This is a genomic window from Pseudoalteromonas sp. Of7M-16, assembly GCF_022347805.1.
Taxonomy (GTDB): Bacteria; Pseudomonadota; Gammaproteobacteria; order Enterobacterales; family Alteromonadaceae; genus Pseudoalteromonas; species Pseudoalteromonas luteoviolacea_F.
Genome location: NZ_JAKRFY010000002.1, coordinates 66,759 through 89,139, shown reverse-complemented (window position 1 = coordinate 89,139; position 22,381 = coordinate 66,759). Strand labels below are relative to the sequence as shown.

General features: G+C 43.0%; 15 protein-coding genes. 10 read left to right on the top strand and 5 right to left on the bottom strand.

All coding sequences use genetic code 11. The features are described from left to right. Positions 1–24: 24 nt before the first annotated feature. Positions 25–1,647, bottom strand: a complete 1,623-nt coding sequence (locus MHN81_RS02385; RefSeq protein WP_023400421.1) for an alpha-glucosidase family protein — start codon at positions 1,645–1,647, stop codon at positions 25–27. A gap of 655 nt (positions 1,648–2,302) precedes the next feature. On the opposite strand from MHN81_RS02385, the gene MHN81_RS02380 reads away from it, so the two are divergent. The 5 genes from MHN81_RS02380 (at position 2,303) to MHN81_RS02360 (ending at position 12,586) form a co-directional block, all read left to right on the top strand. Next, positions 2,303–5,104 carry a TonB-dependent receptor gene (locus MHN81_RS02380; protein WP_023400422.1) on the top strand — a complete coding sequence of 934 codons (2,802 nt, stop codon included), beginning with the start codon at positions 2,303–2,305 and terminating at the stop codon, positions 5,102–5,104. Positions 5,105–5,178: 74 nt separating this feature from the next. Continuing rightward, positions 5,179–6,675, top strand: coding sequence for a tryptophan halogenase family protein (locus MHN81_RS02375; RefSeq protein WP_023400423.1), 1,497 nt, complete (start codon positions 5,179–5,181; stop codon positions 6,673–6,675). A 166-nt stretch (positions 6,676–6,841) separates the two neighbouring features. Then, on the top strand, positions 6,842–8,680 hold the full coding sequence (locus MHN81_RS02370; protein ID WP_239424942.1) for an alpha-amylase family glycosyl hydrolase: 1,839 nt from the start codon (positions 6,842–6,844) through the stop codon (positions 8,678–8,680). Positions 8,681–8,682: 2 nt separating this feature from the next. Continuing rightward, the gene (locus MHN81_RS02365) at positions 8,683–10,173 is read left to right on the top strand and encodes an MFS transporter (RefSeq protein ID WP_023400425.1); all 1,491 of its coding nucleotides are present in this window, start codon (positions 8,683–8,685) and stop codon (positions 10,171–10,173) included. Between the two features lie 22 nt (positions 10,174–10,195). Then, complete coding sequence (locus tag MHN81_RS02360; RefSeq protein WP_239424941.1) at positions 10,196–12,586, top strand: glycoside hydrolase family 15 protein; 2,391 nt, start codon at positions 10,196–10,198, stop codon at positions 12,584–12,586. A gap of 342 nt (positions 12,587–12,928) precedes the next feature. Here MHN81_RS02360 and MHN81_RS02355 read toward each other — a convergent pair whose 3' ends face one another. Both MHN81_RS02355 and MHN81_RS02350 read right to left on the bottom strand, forming a co-directional pair. Further along, on the bottom strand, positions 12,929–13,066 hold the full coding sequence (locus tag MHN81_RS02355; RefSeq protein WP_023400427.1) for a hypothetical protein: 138 nt from the start codon (positions 13,064–13,066) through the stop codon (positions 12,929–12,931). A gap of 341 nt (positions 13,067–13,407) precedes the next feature. Further along, the gene (locus MHN81_RS02350) at positions 13,408–14,712 is read right to left on the bottom strand and encodes an anti-phage deoxyguanosine triphosphatase (RefSeq protein ID WP_239424940.1); all 1,305 of its coding nucleotides are present in this window, start codon (positions 14,710–14,712) and stop codon (positions 13,408–13,410) included. Positions 14,713–14,970: 258 nt separating this feature from the next. On the opposite strand from MHN81_RS02350, the gene MHN81_RS02345 reads away from it, so the two are divergent. Both MHN81_RS02345 and MHN81_RS02340 read left to right on the top strand, forming a co-directional pair. Continuing rightward, positions 14,971–15,795 (top strand): glucosaminidase domain-containing protein, encoded by an 825-nt coding sequence (locus MHN81_RS02345; protein ID WP_023400429.1) that lies wholly within the window; start codon positions 14,971–14,973, stop codon positions 15,793–15,795. Next, the gene (locus MHN81_RS02340) at positions 15,785–16,429 is read left to right on the top strand and encodes a DUF2987 domain-containing protein (protein ID WP_023400430.1); all 645 of its coding nucleotides are present in this window, start codon (positions 15,785–15,787) and stop codon (positions 16,427–16,429) included. Before MHN81_RS02345 ends, MHN81_RS02340 begins: the two co-directional genes overlap by 11 nt. 88 nt (positions 16,430–16,517) lie before the next feature. On the opposite strand, the gene MHN81_RS02335 is transcribed toward MHN81_RS02340, so the two are convergent. Both MHN81_RS02335 and MHN81_RS02330 read right to left on the bottom strand, forming a co-directional pair. Further along, positions 16,518–17,684 (bottom strand): putative manganese transporter, encoded by a 1,167-nt coding sequence (locus tag MHN81_RS02335; RefSeq protein ID WP_023400431.1) that lies wholly within the window; start codon positions 17,682–17,684, stop codon positions 16,518–16,520. Positions 17,685–17,756: 72 nt separating this feature from the next. Beyond that, on the bottom strand, positions 17,757–19,385 hold the full coding sequence (locus MHN81_RS02330) for a M28 family metallopeptidase (RefSeq protein WP_023400432.1): 1,629 nt from the start codon (positions 19,383–19,385) through the stop codon (positions 17,757–17,759). 195 nt (positions 19,386–19,580) lie between these two features. Between MHN81_RS02330 and MHN81_RS02325 the strand changes: the two genes are divergently transcribed. Genes MHN81_RS02325 through MHN81_RS02315 form a run of 3 tightly spaced genes read left to right on the top strand, consistent with a single transcriptional unit; the run spans position 19,581 to position 22,381 of the window. Then, a complete protein-coding gene (locus tag MHN81_RS02325; protein ID WP_239424939.1) occupies positions 19,581–20,423 on the top strand; it encodes a DUF3025 domain-containing protein in 843 nt (280 codons plus the stop codon). Further along, positions 20,389–21,177 (top strand): ATP-binding cassette domain-containing protein, encoded by a 789-nt coding sequence (locus tag MHN81_RS02320; RefSeq protein ID WP_239424938.1) that lies wholly within the window; start codon positions 20,389–20,391, stop codon positions 21,175–21,177. The genes MHN81_RS02325 and MHN81_RS02320 overlap by 35 nt, the downstream gene beginning before the upstream one ends. Next, complete coding sequence (locus MHN81_RS02315) at positions 21,170–22,381, top strand: ABC transporter permease (RefSeq protein ID WP_239424937.1); 1,212 nt, start codon at positions 21,170–21,172, stop codon at positions 22,379–22,381. The genes MHN81_RS02320 and MHN81_RS02315 overlap by 8 nt, the downstream gene beginning before the upstream one ends.

Below are 22,381 nucleotides of genomic sequence, written 5' to 3'. Positions count from 1 at the left end.
AAGGGGCTTTAGGGGTCATCTGTGTTAAATAGATGCAAAATAGCAACCGTAACCGGGCAGGGTTACTTTACCTGCTTTTAGCTCACCGGTATGGTGGGCAAGGTCATCCATGCTGTCCTTAATGCTTTGTTCGACAACAAATTCAGTCGTTTGTTCCGCTAAATTAAATAAACATAGCAGTTTGGTGTCGCCTAATGTGCGATAGAAGGCTAACACAGGCTCACTTGTTTCAATAAACTCGATTGTGCCTGTTAGCAGTTCCGGACGTGTTTTCCTCCACGCTAAAAATGCGCGATATTGAGAGAGTGTTGAGTTTGGATCTTGCTCTTGAATATCTACGGACGCGAGAGAATGTGGTTGTGCAACAGGCAGCCAAGGCTTGCCATCGGTAAAGCCCGCGTGGGTTTGCGCGTGGGACCATGGCATTGGCGTTCGACAACCATCTCTACCTTTAAAGTTTGGCCAGAAAGTGATGCCGTAAGGGTCTTGTAGATCTTCAAAGGCCACTTCGGCTTCGCCAAGTCCAAGCTCTTCCCCTTGGTACATGCACACGCTGCCACGCAGTGAGCCAAGTAGGGCTGTTAGCATTTTTACCTGTTGAGTATCAACTGTTTTACCATTATTAGCCCAACGGCTAGCAACCCGTTCAACATCGTGATTGCTAAACGCCCAACACGGCCAACCTTCGGTCATTACGGACTCTAATCGCGAGACCGTTTCGCGAATGTATTTGGCGCTGTAATCATTGGTAAGTAGCTCGAAACTATACCCCATATGCAACTTATCACCACCAGAGGTATATTCTGCCATTGTTTTAAGCGAATCTTCAGAAGAGATTTCGCCAAGGCTGACTGTACCTGGGTATTCATTTAATAGTGCTCTGATCTCAGCCATAAAATCTAGATTTTCAGGCTGAGTATTATTGTAGTAGTGATATTGGAATGCATATGGATTGTCTTCACTAAAACCACGGCCCTGTCTAAGGTGTTCAGGTTTAGCTGGGTTGTCTTTGAGCTCTTGATCATGAAAACAAAAATTGATGGCATCCAAACGGAACCCGTCAACACCTTTGTCCAACCAGAATTTGACATTGTCTAACACGGCTTGGCGCACGTCAGGGTTGTGGAAGTTCAAGTCTGGTTGCTCAGTTAGGAAATTGTGCAAATAGTATTGGCACCTTCTAGGTTCCCATTGCCATGCAACACCACCGAAAATAGACAGCCAGTTATTAGGAGGGCTGCCATCAGGGTTTGCATCAGCCCATACATACCAGTCAGATTTATCATTCTTTTTATTTTGACGGCTTTCAACAAACCAAGGGTGTTCGTTTGATGTGTGGCTAAGCACTTGATCGATTATGATTTTTATATCACGTTGATGTGCCTGCTCAATCAGGTTGTCGAAATCATCAATACAGCCAAACATGGGATCGATATCGCGATAATCACTAATATCGTATCCAAAGTCCTTCATAGGTGATTTAAAGAAAGGGGATATCCAAATAGCATCGACATTTAATGACTTAATGTAGTCAAGACGTTCGATGATGCCGTTTAGGTCGCCAATACCGTCACCTTTGGTGTCATTAAAACTGCGTGGGTACACTTGATAAATGACCGCACCTTTCCACCATTCGTTTTGAGCCATGCACGATTCTCCAGCTATGTGCAGTGAAGCCACTTTTAATTGCGTGGTTTTAAACCGGCTATATAAAGTGGTTCTGGTCGTTAATATTGTCGAAAAGCATACGGCATGCATGCATTTGAGTAAAAAAACTGCATACGTATGCATGTGAAAATCTATTCTTTTTTGACAAATATCAGGCAAAAGGTCATTTACTTAACCTTCTTTACCAATTTATAGTTACGAATGTTAGATATCAGGCATAATGGGCTTTAGATATGCTTAAATTGGTAATACCAATTTAATATTCATTTATTCAACGCACATCTACGTGCTATTTTTTGTGTCATTCCCTGTGCGCTCAGTACATGAGTTACAAGCTTGTAAAATATAATTGAATGCATTGCTTAAATTGTTAAATTTGGATGTTTTTCAAATAAAGTTAGCAAAAGCATGGAGTTATATATTTTAAAAGGTCGCTTTTTTAAGGAGCATGGCTGTTCATCTTTATTTGAATACGTATGCATAAAGTTGTGACCAGCTCAGTCACAGCGCTAATATGGCGGGTGACAACAAAATTAACGTCAAATGAATTTATTTTTGCAGCTTTAGAATCAATATCTGTATTGAATAAATAACATCAAAGCGACGTATAAAAAGCTAATTGGGATAAAACATTATGTCTACGTTCAAACCAAGTATGTTGACCTTGGCACTCGTTACTGCGGGTTTAAGCAATCATGCAATTGCTGCGCAAAATGAAGAATCGGTAAAAAATGACCAAAAGAAAGTGGAAGTTGTAGAAGTACGCGGCTTCCGTGCAAGTGTTGTAAAGTCAATCAATACAAAACGCTTTTCATCTGAGGTAGTAGAGTCTATTTCTGCAGAAGACATAGGCAAACTACCAGACTCTTCAATAGCAGAATCAATCGCACGCCTACCAGGTCTTACATCACAACGACTAGACGGTCGTTCAAATAAAGTGACGGTACGTGGATTTAGTGAGAATGAAGGTGCAACCACACTCAATGGTCGCGAGCAAGTATCAATTAATGATAACCGTGGTGTGGAGTTTGATTTATACCCATCAGAGATTATGAGCGGTGTAACCGTTTATAAAACGCCGAGTGCGAACCTTGAAGCAGAAGGGATCGCGGGTGTTATTGATATGCAGACAGTGCGTCCTTTGAGTATGGACGAGCGAGTATTACAAGTTAATGCACTTTATGAAAAGTCTGATTTGGGCAAGCTTAACCCAGATGCGGATGACTCGGGTGTACGTGGCACTTTTTCATACATAGACCAGTTTGCCGATGACAAATATGGTGTTGCACTAGCATTGACGACGAGCTCGTCACCTAACCAAGAAAAACGTTGGAATTCGTGGGGCTACCCTGAGTTTGAAGAGAATGGCAAAAAATACTCAATATTAGGTGGGGCAAAGCCATTTGTTCGCTCGACAACGCTTGAACGTGACTCTGTGATGTTTGTTTTTGAAGCTGCACCAAATGAACAGCTGTCTATGGTGTTTGACGCGCTCTACATCGATTTTAAAGAAGATAAAATTTTACGCGGTATTGAAATTCCTTTTGCTTGGGGCCAAGGTCTGCTGAACCCGCAAAGTGTGTCGATAGACGAAGCTTCTGGCTTTATTACCAGTGCAATAACGGAAGGCCAAAGAGCAGTTGTACGTAATGACTACGAGTCTAAAGACGCTGAAATGCAGGCATTTGGCTTCAATGCAACTTATGAGTTGACAGAGGCAACTACGATTGAAGTTGACTTAAGTCACTCTAGCGTTGAAAACAAAATTTGGAGCTTAGAGAGTTACTCTGGCACTGGTCGTGGTGATTTGCGTGGTGCTGCTGACAATATCGGTTATACCTTTAATGATGGCAACACCGGAGCACAATTTACTCATGAGCTGGATTACAGTGATTACGACTTAATCAAAGTGGGTGGGCCGTTGTCTTGGGGAAGCAGCACAGCGCTTAACGAAAAGTACGGTACAAATGTGCAGGATCACCCGTTCCAAAATACCTTGCAAGATGGTTTCATTAATGCCCCTGTATTAGAGGACGAAATTAATGCACTTAAGCTTGCTGCAAAACATGCATTAGATAACGATTACATTAGCTCAGTAGAAGCAGGTGTTTCTTACAAAGATCGTGAAAAGTCAAAAGTATCTGAAGGTTACTTTATGACTTTAAAGGATTTCTCGTATCCAGATAATACAGGTCTATTGACAGTGCCAGATCAGTATCGCTTGGGTACTGCAAATCTGGACTTCATCGGTATGGGCGACATGATAGCCTATGACTCGCGTGCAATGGTCGCGGATGGTTACTTCTCATTGCTTGCTGAAAGCCTAACGGATACAAGCCATGCCGCAAGAACTTGGTCTGTGAGCGAAGAAGTGACAGCTGCATTTGTACAAGCGAATATTGACATGGAAGTAGCTGACATGCCGTTAAAGGGTAATGCAGGCCTACGTTATGTCAAAACTGAAGTTGAAACCAAGGGTGCAAAAGCAGGCGTTGATAGTAGTGGTCAAGTTGTACTTGAAGACAGCCGTGAAAATCATGATTACAGCCATGTGTTACCAAGCTTAAACTTGTCTCTCTCCATTGATGATGAGCAAATGCTACGATTTGGCTACGCAAAAACCATTTCGCGTCCGAAAATGTCAGAAATGAACTCATCTATCATCAGATCGTATAGAGATGTTCCGGATGACAATGGTAATTTCTGGGAGATCACAGGTGGTAACCCGAAGCTTGAGCCAAAAGAGGCTGATGGTTTTGATTTAACCTATGAAAACTACTACCACTCAGAAGGTTATTTCTCAGTAGGTGCTTTTTACAAAGATCTTAATAACTGGATCTTTGATGCGAACACTGAAGAAGATCTAACGGGTGTTGTTAATCCTAAAACGGGATTAGTTCCGGAGAATCCAACTGCAACACGTAAGCTTAAAGTCAATGGCGGCGGCGGAAACTTGTGGGGCTACGAAGCTGCTGTGACATTCCCATTTACTTTAATCCACAGCAGTTTAGAGGGTTTTGGTTTAATCGCGAGTCATACTCGAATCCACCAAGACGTGGAAGATCACAATGGTGAAGAGTTTAAGTTGCCAGGTTTGTCAGAAAAAGTTCAGAGCCTGACCTTCTTCTACGAAAACAATGGTTTCCAATTTAGAACTAGCATGCGTAAACGCTCAGATTTTAAAGGCGATGTGTATGGAACAGGCTTTAAGACGGAGCAGGTTGATATCCTAGGTGAGACAATTTGGGATGCACAGATTGGGTATGATTTCGGAGAGGCGGGCTTTAAGTCTCTAGAAGGATTAGCTGTGACTTTACAGGCTCAGAATATCACTGAAGAGCCATTCACTTCTTTATCTGGTGACAATCATCTACAAATTAGAGATTATCAAGACTATGGACGAGTATTCTTGCTAGGCGCAAGTTACAAGTTTTAAGTAGAGATTTGACTTGAGAATAGAAAAAGCCTTGTCGTGTAGCGATAAGGCTTTTTTTTGCCAAAGAGGTGAGAATGACTAAGCGAATTCAAAATGTGTTAATTGTTGGCGGCGGCACAGCTGGCTGGTTAAGTGCTTCGCTACTAAAGCGTATTCTAAAAGATCAAATCAACATCACGTTGATTGAGTCTGATGACATTGGCACAGTTGGAGTTGGTGAAGCCAGCATTCCGCCAATGGTGAACTTTAATGCTGCACTGGGTCTAGATGAGCGCACTTTTATCGAACAAACTAAAGCGACCTATAAGTTAGGAATTGAGTTTGAAGGGTGGGGATATCAAGATAGCCGATACATGCATGCCTTTGGTGAGTTAGGAAAAAGCTTTCCTTTTTGTGATTTTTTTCAAGTTTGGCTCAAAGCAAAGCAACAAGGGCTAACGGAGTCTTTGGCTGAATACTCTTTAAATACTCAAGCGGCACAGGCAAACCGGTTTGCACATCTTCAGCAGATCCCAAATACGCAGTTACCAGGTCTGACATATGCCTATCATTTCGATGCGGGACTATATGCCAAGCTATTAAGTCGACACTCTCAAAATCAAGGGGTTAAGCGAGTCGAAGGGAAAATCATTGAAGTTTTAACAGATCCAAAAACAGGGTATGTCACAGAAGTCGTGATGGAAAATGATGAGCGCCATAGTGCAGATATGTATCTAGATTGTAGTGGACTTAAAGGACTGTTAATTGAGCAGACATTGAATGTTGGGTTTGAGGATTGGTCACATTGGCTTCCTTGTGATAGCGCTTGGGCGTTACCCAGTGAGCAGCTCGATGGCGATATTAAGCCTTATACGCGTGCTATTGCTAAAGAAGCCGGTTGGCAATGGCAAATTCCATTGCAACACAGAGTTGGGAACGGGTATGTATTTTCGAGTAAGTTTATTTCAGAGCAAGATGCAAAAGAATCGTTACTGCAAAGCCTACCAAGTAGCGCTTTAGCTGAGCCGAAGTTGATTAAATTCAAAACCGGCATGCGTCGTAAACAGTGGCAGGGCAATGTCTTTGCTGTGGGCTTGGCGAGTGGTTTTTTAGAGCCGCTTGAGTCAACTAGTATTCATTTAATTCAGACATCAATTCTGCGTTTGATTAGACACTTCCCATTCAACGAGATCTCGGACAACGCAGTTTCAAACGTAAATACCGAGTTTGGTAATGAAATGAAGCAAGTGAGAGATTTCATCATATTGCACTATAAACTGACTGAACGAGGTGATACTCGGTTCTGGCAATGGTGTAAAAACATGCCGATCCCAGCAAGCTTGCAAAGTAAAATTGCTTTATTTAATGATACGGGCCACTGCACAGCTAAAACCGATGACTTATTTCAAAATGTTGCGTGGCAGCAAGTGATGGTAGGGCAAGGGCTTTTACCAAAAAGCCATCACCCATTGGCAGAGCAGTTTAGCGATGAGCAATTGACAAGTTTGCTAGATAGCCTAAGAACCTTACTTCGAAGTACAGTGGCTAAATTGCCAAGCCACCAAGTGTTTATCGACAAAATGACAAAATAATGCGGTGTATTTTAGCAATATTGTTAAGGCGCGAAGTATGTATCATACTTCGCGTTTTTTTATATGAATAACAAATTAATCACCACTTTGAATACGTATGCAAGTGGTTCAACAGTGGGCTACAAGTCAGTAGACTCAATTAAAATACCAATATGACAACAATATAATGACAATAAAACCTTTGGTGCTTGCACTGAGCTTGATTTCGGGAAGCATGATATTGACTGCATGTCAGTCTGCTAACGTAAGTGAGCAAAGTAAACAAGCCGAACAACAAGAGCAAAAGCCTGTCGTTTACCAAGTGTTTACTCGACTATTTGGCAATACCGAAACAAACAACGTGCCTTGGGGAACTGCGGCGCAAAATGGTGTGGGTAAATTTGACGATTTTACACCAAAGGCGTTAGCTGAAGTTAGAAACATGGGTGTAACCCACGTGTGGTACACCGGGGTGCTACATCACGCATTGGTTGCAGATTACAGCGCGTATGGCATTGGTATTGATGACCCTGATGTCGTTAAAGGACGTGCAGGCTCCCCTTATGCAATCAAAGATTATTACAATGTAAATCCTGACTTAGCACTAGATCCAGCGAGGCGTCTTGCTGAGTTTGAAGCGCTGATCCAGCGCACTCATGATGCCGATATGAAAGTGGTGATTGACATTGTGCCCAATCATGTTGCGCGTAATTATCAATCATTGAGTGCACCGCAAGGGGCAAAAGACTTTGGCGCACAGGATAACACTTCATTGGTGTATGCGCGTGACAACAACTTTTATTATGTAACAGGGCAAGATTTCAAAGTGCCGGAGTCAACGGACTATCAAGTATTGGGTGGCAAATCACATCCATTGGTAGACGGAGAGTTTTCAGAATCACCGGCGAAGTGGACTGGCAATGGTGCACGTGCAGCACAGCCTCACATCCATGATTGGTATGAAACTGTAAAAGTGAACTACGGTGTGCGCCCAGATGGCAGTTATGATTTCCCAACGCTGCCAGCTGATATGGCGCAGCAAGATTATCGGGCGCATTATGCCTTTTGGCAAAGTAAAAACTTGCCTGATAGCTGGTACAAATTCAGAGATATTACGCTGTATTGGCTTGATAAAGGTGTAGATGGTTTTCGTTATGATATGGCTGAAATGGTGCCTGTAGAGTTTTGGAGTTTTTTAAACTCATCTATCAAAATGCAAAATCCAGATGCTTTTTTATTGGCAGAAGTATATAACCCAACCCTTTACCGCCCGTATATTCATCAAGGAAAAATGGACTTCTTATACGATAAGGTCGGCTTTTATGACAGCTTGAAGCTGCTTATGCAAGGCACAGGTACCTCGCAAAGTGTGATGGATGCACATTTAAGTGTGTCAGATATTGCACCGCATATGCTGCACTTTTTAGAAAATCATGATGAGCAACGCATCGCTAGCCCAGAGTTTGCTGGTAGCGCCGAAAAAGGCAAGCCCGCAATGGTTGTGAGCCACTTGATCAGCAAAGCGCCAACCATGTTGTATTTTGGTCAGTCAGTGGGGGAAGACGGGTCGGAAATGGCCGGGTTTGGCAAGCCGAGTCGTACCAGTATATTTGACTACATTGGCGTTCCCGCACATCAGGCTTGGATGAACAATGGAAAATTTGATGGCGGTCAGCTGAGCAATGAGCAAAAGGCACTACGTCAATACTATAAAAAGTTGATGAGCTTGAGCTCATTACCTGCGATACAGCATGGTGAGCTGGTACAAATAAACACACTAGATAGGACTAAAAAAACAGCCAATAAAGTCATGGCATTTGCTCGTGATAATTCAGCTCAAAAAGTGATTGTGGCAAGTAACTTTGATGCTGACAATGTGCAGCAGGTTACTATTGAACTACCTAAGGGATGGCAAGGTAAAGTCGTCGACAAGTTGGAGTCTCATCCAGCGCTTGTCATTGAAAATAATCAACTCACAGTGACATTGGCGCCTCTTGCCAGTGTTGTATATGAGCTAGAGAATTAACTATGCAAAAACAAAAACCACAACTGAGCTTCTGGCAAATTTGGAATATGTGCTTTGGTTTTATGGGCATTCAATTTGGCTTTGCATTGCAAAACGGAAATGTCAGTCGGATATTTCAAACATTAGGTGCGTCAGTTGATGATATCCCTATTTTGTGGGTGGCTGCACCACTCACAGGACTAATCGTTCAGCCTATTATCGGCTACTGGAGTGACAGAACTTGGACTGGGCTTGGGCGTCGTCGACCATTCTTTTTGTATGGCGCTATCCTCACGACCTTGTCATTGTTTATCATGCCCAATTCACCAACGCTTTGGATAGCTGCTGGTATGCTTTGGATAATGGATGCATCAATCAATGTAACCATGGAACCGTTTCGTGCATTGGTGGGAGATAATCTCAACAAAAAGCAACGAGCGACTGGATACGCAATGCAGAGCTTTTTCATCGGTATTGGCGCTATTATCGCTTCAGCTTTACCGTGGATGATGACCAACTGGTTTGGGATCAGCAACACCGCAGCACCTGGCGAAATACCTGAGTCGGTTAAATATGCCTTTTATTTTGGCGGCGTGATCTTATTTTTAGCGGTAGGGTGGACGATTCTAAAAACCAAAGAATATACCCCAGAGCAACTGACAGAGTTTGAATCACCTGACTTAAAACAAGCAGCTGCAGAACCTAAGAAAACCATCAACTTTGCAAAGTTTGCATTAATTAGTGGTGCAGTTGGTGGTTTGATTTTAGCCGGTGTGGCAATTTTAGAGTTGGAAAAAGAGCTGTACCTACTGAGCGCACTGCTGCTATCGTTTTCGGCGATTATCCTCATTGCCGGGTATTTCCAAAATAAACAGCGTACTGACGGTGGATTTTACGAAGTGATCTACGACGTTTTCACTATGCCCGATACAATGAAGCAACTTGCAGTAGTTCAGTTTTTTAGCTGGTTTTCATTGTTCGCGATGTGGATTTATACCACTTCTGCGGTAACCAGCTTCCACTATGGTGCAACAGATGTGACATCGAAAGCTTATAACGATGGTGCAGACTGGGTCGGAATTTTATTTGCCGCTTACAATGGCTTTGCCGCTTTAGCTGCGCTGTGCATTCCATTTGTCGTGAAGCGAGTAGGACTGAAGTGGGCACACAGTATTAATTTGTTGCTGGGCGCAGGCGCGTTAATCAGCTTTAAGTTTATTTCTGAACCAAGCCTTTTATGGATACCAATGATAGGTATCGGCTTTGCGTGGGCATCAATTTTATCTCTGCCTTACGCGATGCTGAGTGATGCGCTGCCAGCACACAAAATGGGTGTGTTTATGGGGATTTTTAACTTCTTTATCGTAATCCCACAATTGATGGCAGCCAGTGTACTTGGCCTTATCTTAAGAAATGTTTTCGAGAATCAACCTATTTATGCATTAGTTATTGGTGGTGTGTCGTTTATTTTGGCGGCGCTGTCAGTTGCGCGTGTTAAAACAAATGCGCAATAAAGCAGGCCACAGGGGAGTAAAAATGAAAAAATTGTCATGTTTGTCGTTGGCATTGATTGCCGCTGGCCTTATCGGTTGTGGTAGCGCAACCAATACACAGCAAATTGAGACTGCACCCGGTGCCCCGGGTGATAAGCCGTATTGGACTTATTCCGATAAAACAGGCATCGGTACGTCTTATGAAGCATATAAAAATGGCCAGTATGTAAACGATGCAAAAACGGGTGAAGTGTCTAAAGTTTGGTTTTCAATTGCCAAAGGTATGATCACAGAAACTATGTTTGGCCTTATTCACCAAGCGCAAATTCGCGATATGCAATTGATCGTCACAGGTAGAGACTTTACCGTTACTGAGCGCGATGAATTAGATGTGTCTATTGATTACCTTTACAAAGACGAACAAGGTCGTCCGCTATCATTAGCCTATAAAGTGGTTAGCAAAGACAAGCAAGGTCGTTTTACGTTAGAGAAACACATTTTCACTGACCCCGATGGTCAGACTTTATTTGTAAGAGCAAAAGTTGATACACATCTAAGCGGCGTAAAAGCGTATGTAAATGTAAATCCCTATGTGAATAACAACGGTCTGAATGATTCAGCTACAGTGACCGATAAAGGGCTAGTTGCTTGGGAAGCTGATAACTTTTTAACACTGCAAAGCAGTACGGGTTTTGGCCAGGCATCTGTCGGTTTCACAGGTCACAGCGACAACTTGAATGATCTTAAGAAAAATCATGCATTGACGCGTACTTACCAAAGCACTGGCAAAACGAAGGGGAATGTAAATTGGCTTGCCGAGCTTGGTGAAGTCAAGGGAACGGCTACCTTTGATCTTGCTTTAAGCTTTGGTAAATCGCAAGCGGATAGCTTTGCACAAGGCGCAGCTGCGCTAGACAAAGGTTATGATAAGGTGCTTGCCCACTATAATGGCCAAGGTGAACACATCGGTTGGGAAGACTATTTAGCCAGCCTTGAGCCTATGCAACGACTTGCAAACTATACGACTGATAGCGGTAAGCTGTTGAATGCCAGTGCATTAGTCTTAAAAGCCCAAGAAGATAAAACCCACGCAGGGGCACTTATTGCTTCACTGTCTAATCCGTGGGGGGATACAGTCGCGGCAGAGCAAGGTCATACTGGTTATAAGGCCGTCTGGGTACGTGACTTTTATCAAGTTGCGATGGCATTTATGGCCATGGGCGACCCTGATACTGCGCTAACTTCCTTTGAATACCTTGAGAAAGTGCAAGTAATGGATGGTACGCCAGGTAACCAAGGTGACACCGGGTGGTTTTTGCAAAAAACACACGTAGATGGTGAACTTGAGTGGGTCGGTGTCCAGCTTGACCAAACTGCGATGCCAATCATGCTTGCTTGGAAACTATGGCAAGCGGGCGTATTGAGCGATGAAAAACTTGTTTACTGGTACGAGCGCATGCTTAAACCGGCGGCAGAGTTTTTAGTAGATGGTGGTCTCGCCAAAATTTTGTGGAATGACACACAAATTACACCTCCTGCTACGCAGCAAGAGCGCTGGGAAGAGCAAGATGGTTATTCACCTTCAACTACTGCTGCGATTATTGCGGGTCTCGTTACGGCTAGTGATATCGCGAAGTTAGCAGGCGATAAAGCGGGTCAGCAAAGATACCTAGATACAGCCAAACAATATAATGACACAGTCGAAAAGCTGATGTTTACTACTGAGGGCAACTTGCAGGGTAAAGATGCGGATGGTGAGTATTTCTTCCGTATCGCACGTGACGAATTTCCAAATTCATCAACTAAGCTAGGTGACAACAACGGTCGCATTGGTTTAGATAAACGTCAAATCATTGATGGGGGCTTCTTGGAGCTTGTGCGCTATGGCGTCAGAGATGCCGATGCGCCGAGTGTGATAAACACGCTGCCCGAGTATGAAGATGAGACTTTACCTGAAAACTTGCGTGTGAAATACAGCTTCACATTCCCAGGCGATCCAAACACGTACCCAGGCTACCGACGTTATGGTAATGATGGCTACGGCGAAGACGAAGTCAAAGGGACCAACTATGCTGAAGGCGGCCAAAATACATCTGGTCAGCGTGGCAGAGTATGGCCTTTCTTTACTGGCGAAAAAGGGCACTATGAAATTGCGGCGGCAGTCGCTGCCAAAGGACTAGACAAGGCAGAAGTTCAGCGTATTAAACACACTTATGTGCGCGGTATGGAGCATTTTGCTAATGAAGGCCTGATGTTGCCTGAACAAGTTTGGGATGGAGTAGGCGTCAACCCATTTGGCTATCAGTTAGGTGAAGGTACAAACTCGGCAACTCCACTCGCTTGGACTCATGCAGAATACGTCAAACTGGTACGTTCTCTGGCTGACAAGAATGTCTGGGATCACTATCCTATTGTCGGTGAAAAATTGAAGTAATATTCGTCCTAGGGTGATGTACTGACAAGACATCACCCACTCAATATACGTTAGTTTTTGATGAGTTAATGCCTTACCTGCTGTACTTTGTTCATTTGTATTGGATGACGTTTAGTAGAGTCGACCTGAGCTTTTCTATCTGTCCATCATTTTTTAGTTGGTCTTCAAAGCAGTATTCAAAGTTCTGTATAATTCGATTATTACTCACGCGATTGTTTATAGCTTTTGCAAAACGGGCATACTTTATTGAGGTGGTTTAGCTTGTTGCGGAGGGTGTTGGCAGTATGAGTACAGGACATTTAGGGCCACAGTTATCTTCTATGACCCTAGAACTAACAGTGCTTATGGCTCACAGCGCGCCCAATCAGTTCTGCATTCCCAAGACCAACCGCCAGCGATTTGCTTGGTTGCTTTATGATTGAGTAATTGCTTCTCACCAGATAAGTTTTTTAGATTGCCTTTCTGTAATTTTAGTTTCATGTTAATCCTTTGTTTTTTTGATTAGTTCAGAATCACCATAGCATCAGTTATTAACTTAAAACAAATAAAAAATTCAAATATTTTTGAATAATCTTACATTGTTCTTGAATCGACAAGATGATTTGTGCTTATTAACCTGTGTGTTTCAAACTCAGTTGTCTTAGATATACTGAGTTTACAAAAGATACGACTTCTTCTAAAAGATAAAACAATCAACGCACTGTTAGTGACCAGCGATTTTGCACTTCCCGTTTAGCTGCGCAATTTGAAAGCAGCTATAACAAGAAGTGCAATGTATTTATATCCCGATAATGGGCATCGGCGAAATGCTGAGTAAATTGCTAAAGCCGCGTGATGCTATTGCCAAACAATCTAGCGTGACATCGCCTCGCATATTCATCGGTCATACCTGACAGATAGTCTGCGAGTACCCGCATTTTTGCGATATCGCCATTGGCATTCTGGTACTGTGATTGTGCGGTATAAGGCAGCAAGCGAATTGGGTCACTGGAAAATGCGTCAAACAGGTCAATTAACATATTCTGTCCACTGAATTCTATTTGTTGCATGGTCGGTTCGCGAATAAGACGCTGGTATACAAATTGTTTAAGAACTTTGAGAATGGCTTCAAACTCGACGTTAAGCTTGACGGTGTTTTCTAACAATGGATCATCAAAGTCTGCGTCGTGTTTTACCAAGGTGCAGTGGACAATAAATATATTAACCAACTCTCCAATTGCGTCTTTTCGAAGTGGCTCGTCATCAGAAAATAGCCTGTGGGTCAGGCTCGCAAGATTTTGTTCCAACCAAGGTGAACTGATTTCTTTAAACGCAGGAATGGCATAGTTATACCAGTCTCGCTCTGACAAAGTGCCTGTCGCTATCGCGTCTTCTAAATCATGAACTGCATAGGCAATATCGTCTGCGTATTCCATAATGGCTGCATCCAGCGATTTATAAATTGTTTTAGATTTAAACTCATCGATGGGACTGTGCGTTGTGAAAAGATCTATATCCTTGTTCGATAAAGGCGAGAGTATCCAGTCAAAAACGTCTTTATCGCAATCATAAACCCCTTTTGCGGGGAACCACTTTTGTGTGTAAATGAAACGTTCACTGGGGTTGGTAACTTGAGGCTTAATTAACAGCTTTGAGATGTAAGCCGGGTATTTGATAAACCCGAGCAAAGTCCGTCTGGTCAGGTTCATGCCATAGCCATTTGAATAGGGTTCCAACTTGGTGACGATCCGCAATGTTTGTGCATTTCCTTCAAACCCGCCGTGATCACGCATCAGGTAATTTAGGGCGATTTCACCACCGTGGCCAAATGGAGGGTGCCCTATGTCATGAGCTAGGCAGATGGTTTCGATTAGGCTAGCTGATGGAAAGTGTTCAAACTCAGGGTTTTGCAGCTTTAGATGGCGTAATAACCCTGTGCCTATCTGCGATACTTCTAATGAATGGGTCAGTCGAGTCCGATAGAAGTCGTTGACACCTATACTCATTATTTGCGTTTTGGATTGTAGGCGTCTAAAAGCTGCAGCATGGATGATCCTTGAACGATCAACCTGCCAAGCTGAGCGGTTATCATTGGGGCGATTCTTAACTTGATTAAGCAAACGTTGTTGCCATGCGGATTGGGTCATAAAGTACTCTATGGGACTGTTTATCGTCTAAATTCATCATCTTCGTTTTAGTATAGCGATGCAAAGTTAAAAATGTAATTACTTGGTCTAGATGGGAAAAAAGCGTGTTTTAGCGATGGATTGGCATAAATTCGCGTTTAACGGTGATTGTTGCTATAATCAGCCGCCGTTTTATGAGATGAACTAAGTACGACGAGTCAATATCTGACAAAGGAAATTCAGACAGCTCGTTTGGTAGGTACTAGTGAGAGGAGAATCATGCGTTCTAATTTGATTAAGATTGTACTAATTGCTGTTTGTTTATTCGCAATTATGTATCCATTTATAACTGAGCCGCCAGAGCAACCTGAGCCTGTAGAAGTTCCAGAAATTATTATTGAGACCCCGGAAGTCATTTTACCAGAGCAACCTTTACACGATGTTCAATTGCCAGACTTTGGCTCAATAAAAGATATCGCTACGAAGAAAAAGCGCTTTTTCGACTTCATTAAGCCCCATGTAGAGGCGGAAAATAAAGTTATTTTACAGCAAAGAGCTAGCATTGAAATTGCACTTATGATGCTGCAATTTGAAGAGTCTCTGAGCGATGTGCAAATACAAAGAGTTGAGAATATCTTCAAACTTTATAAGGTAGATCAACAAGAGATCACCGTCGAGAGTTTAAAATTAGCCCTTGAACGAGTTGACATTATTCCTAAAGAGTTGGCGTTAATGCAGGCGGCAAATGAATCTGCGTGGGGTACCTCGCGATTTGCACGCATTGGCTTAAACTTTTTTGGCCAGTGGTGTTATCGCGCTGGTTGCGGCATGGTCCCAAAACGTCGAGCGGATGAAGCTGCCCATGAGGTTGCTGCATTTAAATCAGTTCGGGCGTCGGTGACCTCGTATTTTAGAAATATAAACACCCATGATGCTTATCGTGAGCTAAGAGCCGTACGCGCGCAGCTAAGAGCCGATAAACAAGAAATTACAGCCACCGCTTTAACGCCGGGTTTAATGTCATACTCAGAGCGAGGCATTGATTACATTGAAGAACTCAATGATATGATCAGACATAACAAGGCTTATTTTGATGAAGAATAAGATTCTACCAATGCTGCTGTTATCAAGCAGTTTTGGTTGTTTAGCTGAAGAGTTTGTGGCTTCTTACGAAGGATTTTACGATCGCTTAAAGGTGGTTGAAAAAGGCGAGTTTGAATTTGCTCGAGTTAATTTTTATCTGGTAGAAGGTCAAAATAAGCGACCGTGTGATATAGCTGAAGGTAAAATTGTGACAGAGCAAACATCATTGCCGTTACAGTATACCAAAGGTGCTCAGCTGTTATTGCCAATAGATGACAAACTTGATAAAGATAAAGCCGTGGTAGTCGTGAAACCCAAAACGGCTGAATATTGCGAAATAAAAATTCAGATAGAATCAGCACACTTTACCAGTCAACAGCTCACTAAAAGACAAGTGTTTCAATTACATCGTGAGTTTGAAACGTTATTGAGTGACCTGTCTGGTGTATTTGTTGGCAAGTTACTTTCATTTATGTTGCCGGATCAAAAAGGGGTGACATTGGAGTTTTCAGACGATGTTGTTTTGTCTGGTGAGCACATCAGTTGTAAACAGAACTTTTGTCGCTTTGAAGTACAAGACGACTGGGAAAACGATAGTAGCCGATTCAATGTCATGACAGAGTTGGTTAGTGTAAAACCTTGGATAGAAAAGTAAGCCTGACGACTTAAAGTTTAAAAAATAAAAAAGCGACCATGAGGTCGCTTTTTGGTTCTGGTTGTTTATATGCTTAATTGAAAAAAGGTTAGGGCAAATTCCAATAGTAGATACCATAGCCGACAATTAATGCCGGAATGGCTGAATATGCGGTGGCTAAAAGCGCGGCTTTGGGTGCCAATGCGATGGCTGGAAAGAGCGCGTCGCCATCGTTTGCCACTGCATTAGCAGCTAAGGCGCTAAAGGGTAATACACCTTGAATGTACAAACTGGTGACTACAATCTGTGGTCCACAGCCGGGCAGCAGACCAATCATAATGGCGATCAGTGGTGCATAGATGGCATACTCTGTAAACCACGCAGCCAGATCGAGTCCAAATAAGGCTACTGACAGTTCGTAAATCATAAAACTAGCCACCACCCAAGCGGTTACAAAATGCGTATCTTGTAGAATTTTTGCGAGCCGAGAAGGAGGTTTCACTTCTTCTTCTTCGGCGGTAATTTGTTTATAGGTCTTGCCCTTAGATGACAGCGCCCAAATTAAGACGGCAAAAATAGCCATGCCAGCGCCGAGTAGCTCAACGGGTTGCTCAAATTGCCCTAAGTCTAGGTTAAAAGCCATAAACAAAGAGATGGCAAGGCAAGGGAATAGCAGTACCTTCCAAACTGGCTCACTCATTCGGACTGCAAAAGTAGGGGGTTCACAATCTTCTATCTGTTTGTTATTTGGCTCAGGGCGGCAGTAATCGGCTTTGTGGAAGAGATTGACAGCTAGGCCACTGAGTGTACCTACCGCTACACCAAGCAAAATAATCGCCATGCCTTCAAGGGGCTTTTTAGCCAGTAATAAAAATGCGGCGTCACCCATGGTTGCGGTAAGGACTGCAACTACAGAGGCAAAACTGGCTTGTCCTTTAGTAAATTGCGTAACTACGATAATGGCACCGCCACACCCGGGTAAAGCACCAAGCACAGCTGCCATTGTGACTTCTAGTACTGGGGACTTGCGATTCAAATAACTGAGTTCCAGCTGTGGGAGTTTCTCAACTAAGTAGTAGTAAATAGCCAAAGTACCTGCAACAAACACACTGACTTGAAAAAAGGCATCTGCAAGTGTACCCAAAGCAATATCGCGAACGGGGGAATAAAACAAAGTTGCAATCAATAATAGCGGGAGTATCAACCGCTTGTTAGCTGCCAGATAGGCAAATTGAGACGCCGTTTTAAACGGATAAGAACGAGAATATGAGAGCATATAGTGCAACCGGTAACATAATAACAGTTGCACTTTAGTGTTAAATTAAATGAAAATCAATATCATTTATATTTATTTTCTTTGGAACTCGGATGTTTCGCTCCAAGTCGGCCACGCTTCTTCTTGTGAAATCAGATAACCAGCTTTGAAAAATAGTTGAAGATCTTGAACTGCGCCACTTAGATCCCACTCTTTTCTGTATCTATCACACGGTTGGTGGTAACAGCCACGTAATACAAGGCTCATACGTTTTCTATATTTTGCAGTTGCATCATCAAACGGCTCGTGACCACCACCTGCATACATTGCTGGGATACCCATATTTGCAAATGCAAAGTGATCTGAGCGGTAGTAAATCCCCGCAGATGGATTTGACTCATTTGAGATCGAACGGCTTTGCTCGTCAGCAACTTCCTTTAAAACGCCATCTAATGACGACTTGCCAAGACCTACAACGCTGATGTCTTTTACTTTACCCAGAAGGTTCAGCGCATCTAAGTTGATGTTCGCAACGGTTTGGTTTGCTGGGATCACCGGCGTTTCCGCGTAGAATTTAGAGCCAAGTAGACCCTGTTCTTCGGCAGTAACCGCTAAGAAAGTAATTGAGCGGTCAGGGCGCTGCGGTAGCTTAGCAAATGCTTCAGCCACTTCAATGATGCCGCCAGTACCTGTTGCGTTGTCATGTGCACCGTTATAGATTTTGTCGCCTTTACGATTAGGATCGACACCTAAGTGATCCCAGTGTGCCGAGTAGATGATGTGCTCATCTGATTTTTTTGCACCAGGTAGCGTTGCGATGAAGTTATATGACACAGACTTTTTAATGGTACTTTTTACATCGACAGAAGCGGTTAAGTCTCCCATGTCTACATGATAAGCACCTTGTGCAGCTTTCTTTTTCGCTTCGTCAAAGTTCAGACCAGCATCTGCAAATAGCTCTTTTGCAACATCTACGCTGATCCAGCCTTCAACTGCAACACGGTCCATGTTGTTGTTCTCTTTTTGAAAGCCAAACTGTTCGCCACTCCAAGAGTTTTCAACAACTTCCCAAGGGTAAGAAGCAGGGGCAGTCTCATGGATGATGATTGCACCAGCAGCACCTTGACGGCTCGCTTCTTCGTATTTATACGTCCAGCGACCATAATATGTCATGGTGTTGCCGTTAAACACTTTAGGGTCTTTAGTTGCGTAACCAGGATCGTTTACCAGCATCACAACTGTTTTACCTTTGACATCTAAACCTTCGTAGTCATTCCAGCCATACTCAGGTGCGTTGACACCATAACCAACAAATACTAGCTCTGAATTGTTTAGAGACTGCTCAGGGCTAATACGGCTTGTGCCCATGACCATACCTTTTTTGTATGGATAGCTGCGCTCGCCAATTTTCAGCGTCATGTTTGGATCGGCTTCAATTGATACCAGCGGCACTTCTTGTAAGAAGCTATTGCCATTGCCAGGTTCATAGCCAAGCGCTTTAAAGTGTTGGGTTAAATAAGCAAGCGTTAGCTCCTCTCCTTTACTTGATGGCGCACGGCCTTCAAATTCATCAGAGGCAAGCGTTTTTATGTGTTCACCTAATTGCTCTGCATTAATACTGTTGTATGCAGTCGCAATGTCTTCAGGTGTGTTGCTTTTAGTCGTTGCACAGCCTGCTAAAATGGCAAGCGACAAAGCACTCAGTGTTAATTTTAGTTTCATGACCTTTCTTTTTTATGAGATTACTTCCGGGCACATTAATACCATAACTGCGAAGTAAATTCGACTTTAGCCGATGTATCACATCGGAGCGATGGAAAAGTGCACATAGGGTATTTATATTTTTGCGCCTCAGCAGGGATAGGGTAAAATAAGCGCCATGATTTAGTTTTGGCGAAGTTTGTACACACGGCTAGCATGAAAAAGTTCACTCCTCCTGAAAACTGGCAAAGTCATTTGCTGGCACAACCCCCATTTGCGCATTTACAAGCAATCTTCAATTTAAAGGCATTTGACACCTGGCCAAGCTTTGAATGGTTAAACCAACAAACCAATCAACTCAATGCGCAGGGTAAACACATTGTTTTTACAGAAAACAGTAAGCTTGAAGGAGAGACTCGTTACTACGAGGAGATCATTGCGCAAACTGGTCAAGTTCCTACTCGAGAGAACAATTGGCATGATTTCTTTGGGGCTATGATTTGGTGCTTGTTTCCAAAAACGAAAAGTCTATTAAATCGCTTACATATGGAAGAGATCCAATTACATGGGTTAAAAGAGCGCAGTCGTAAGCGCAATGCGTTAACCTTATTTGACGAGTGCGGTTTAGTGTTGGCAGTGCGAGAAACACAGTGGCAAGACGATTTGCGCGCGCACTTGTGGCACGAATCATTCTTCGAGCGAAAAGCTCATTGGCACAAAAATGTGTGTCCATTTGTATTTGGACATGCGAACTATGAAATGTTAACAAACCCGTTTATAGGACTGACGGGTAAACTATTGTGTGTTCAAGTTGAAGATGGCTTTTATGAATTACCTTTGGTGGAACAATACACGCATTTGGATGAACGCTTAGTCGAGTTGATCACTGTACATAAAGTGTTGGATGATAATAAACAGATGTCACCAATTCCTTTACTTGGTATCCCAAATTGGCATTATGGTGTGCAGGATGAGGCATTTTATGCCGATGAAAGCTATTTTAGACCAAAGAGAAGGAAGGTAAGTGATAGTAGTAAACGGACTGAAAAAGCGCTTTAAACTTGCCAAAGAACAGTTAAATACAACAAGTAGCGGCGACTCAAGACAGCGCGAAGGTTTTTTTCACTCAGTTGAAAATGTGTCCTTTAGTTGTGGTCGTGGAGAAGTTTTGGGGCTGTTAGGTCCCAATGGCGCAGGTAAAACCACGACACTGCGGATGCTATCCACTGCGCTTAAACCAGATGCGGGCAGCATTGAAATATCTGGCCACAATATTGTCAAAAATCCGCTTAAAGGCCGCAAAGCAATAGGCTTTTTATCTGGTACTACAGGACTTTATGGCCGCCTTACCGCACGAGAAAATGTTGAATATTTTGCCAAATTACATGGGTTAAAAGGCAGCGCTCTGAAATCACGATGTGATGAGCTGTTTACGCGGCTATCAATGGGCGATTTTCTGGACAAGCGCGCCGAGCATTTGTCGACAGGTATGAAACAAAAAACCAATATTGCCCGAGCGGTGGTACATCAACCAGATGTCGTCGTGTTGGATGAGCCAACAACGGGGTTGGATATAATGACCAAGCAAAACATCATCGAATTCATCCGCGACTTAAAAGCTGACAACACCCCGGTGGTTTTTTCAACCCATCATTTGGATGAAGTGGCTTTGCTGTGTGACAGTGTTTGTTTAATTGACCGCGGCACAAGTCGCTTTTGTGGTAGTATCGAAGCGTTTAAAGAAGTGGGACAAAGTGGTGAGCTAAACGACGCATTCATGAATATAGTCAAGCAGGGAACTATGCATGTTTGAAGTATTCTTAAAAGAAGTTAAAGAGCTGTTGCGCGACCGTAAAACCTTATTTTTTGTCATTGCATTACCGATAGTGATCTTTCCCATCCTGTTTGCGTTACTTGGTTTTTTGGCGTCTAAAACAACCATTGAAGCGGAGCAAAAGGTACACACCTATTATCTTGCCAACGCCTCTTTATCCCCGGATTTCGAGCAAATGCTGTTTTATCACAAAAGTTTTAAACCGTATAAAGGTAATGAGAAGTTTGAAACGATTGATGCGTTAAAAAGTGCAGTTAAAGCAGGGAAAATAGATGTTGGTATTGAGATCCCTGAAAATTATGACGAACAGGTAGCAGGCAAGCATCAACAAGTCAGTTGGCATGTGGTGTTTAATGATGCGCAGTCCATCAATTTTGTATACAAGCGTCTCGAAAAGCTCATTAATAAGTTTGCATCGCAGATCCGAAGTACAAGGTTGGAAGCTTTAGGTGCTCCCCAAAAAGAGCACCTAGCAATATTAAAACCGATCACCATTACTAAGGTCGATACGGCGGATAAGCGTGAAAACTATGGTGAAAAGTTAGGTGCGCTGATCCCCTATATGCTTATTCCATTAGTGCTAATGGGAGCAAGTTACCCAGCTATTGATCTTGGCGCTGGTGAAAAAGAGCGGGGAACCCTTGAGACATTGCTTTTGACACCAGTTACCCGTACACAGCTAGTACTTGGTAAGTTTTTAACAATTTTAGCAAGTTCGATATCCTGTGCTTTGGTTACCGTTTCGAGTATGGCTATTTGGGTTGCTATCGCAGGGGGAATAGGGATACTTGATACCATTATTGACGCCTTCTCAAGTGTGACAATCACAGACTTTTTATTGATTTTTGCACTCTTATTGCCCGTGGCTGTAATGCTTTCCTCTTTGGTACTAGCCATTTCAATTTATGCACGAACTTTTAAAGAAGCACAAAACTATATGGGGCCGCTGAGTATGTTGGTATTTGTGCCCATAGTGGTGTCTGTGATGCCAAACATGTCGCTTAATACCACAACAGCTTGGATCCCCATTACCAATGTGTCATTGGCTATCAAAGAGATCATAAAAGGCACTGTTGATCACAACGCTGTAGGGCTGATATTTGTAGCATCAGCCCTGCTTGCAGGTGCATTGCTAACGTTTTGTGTACGCTGGTTTAGCAAAGAGTCTGTGTTGTTTAGATAA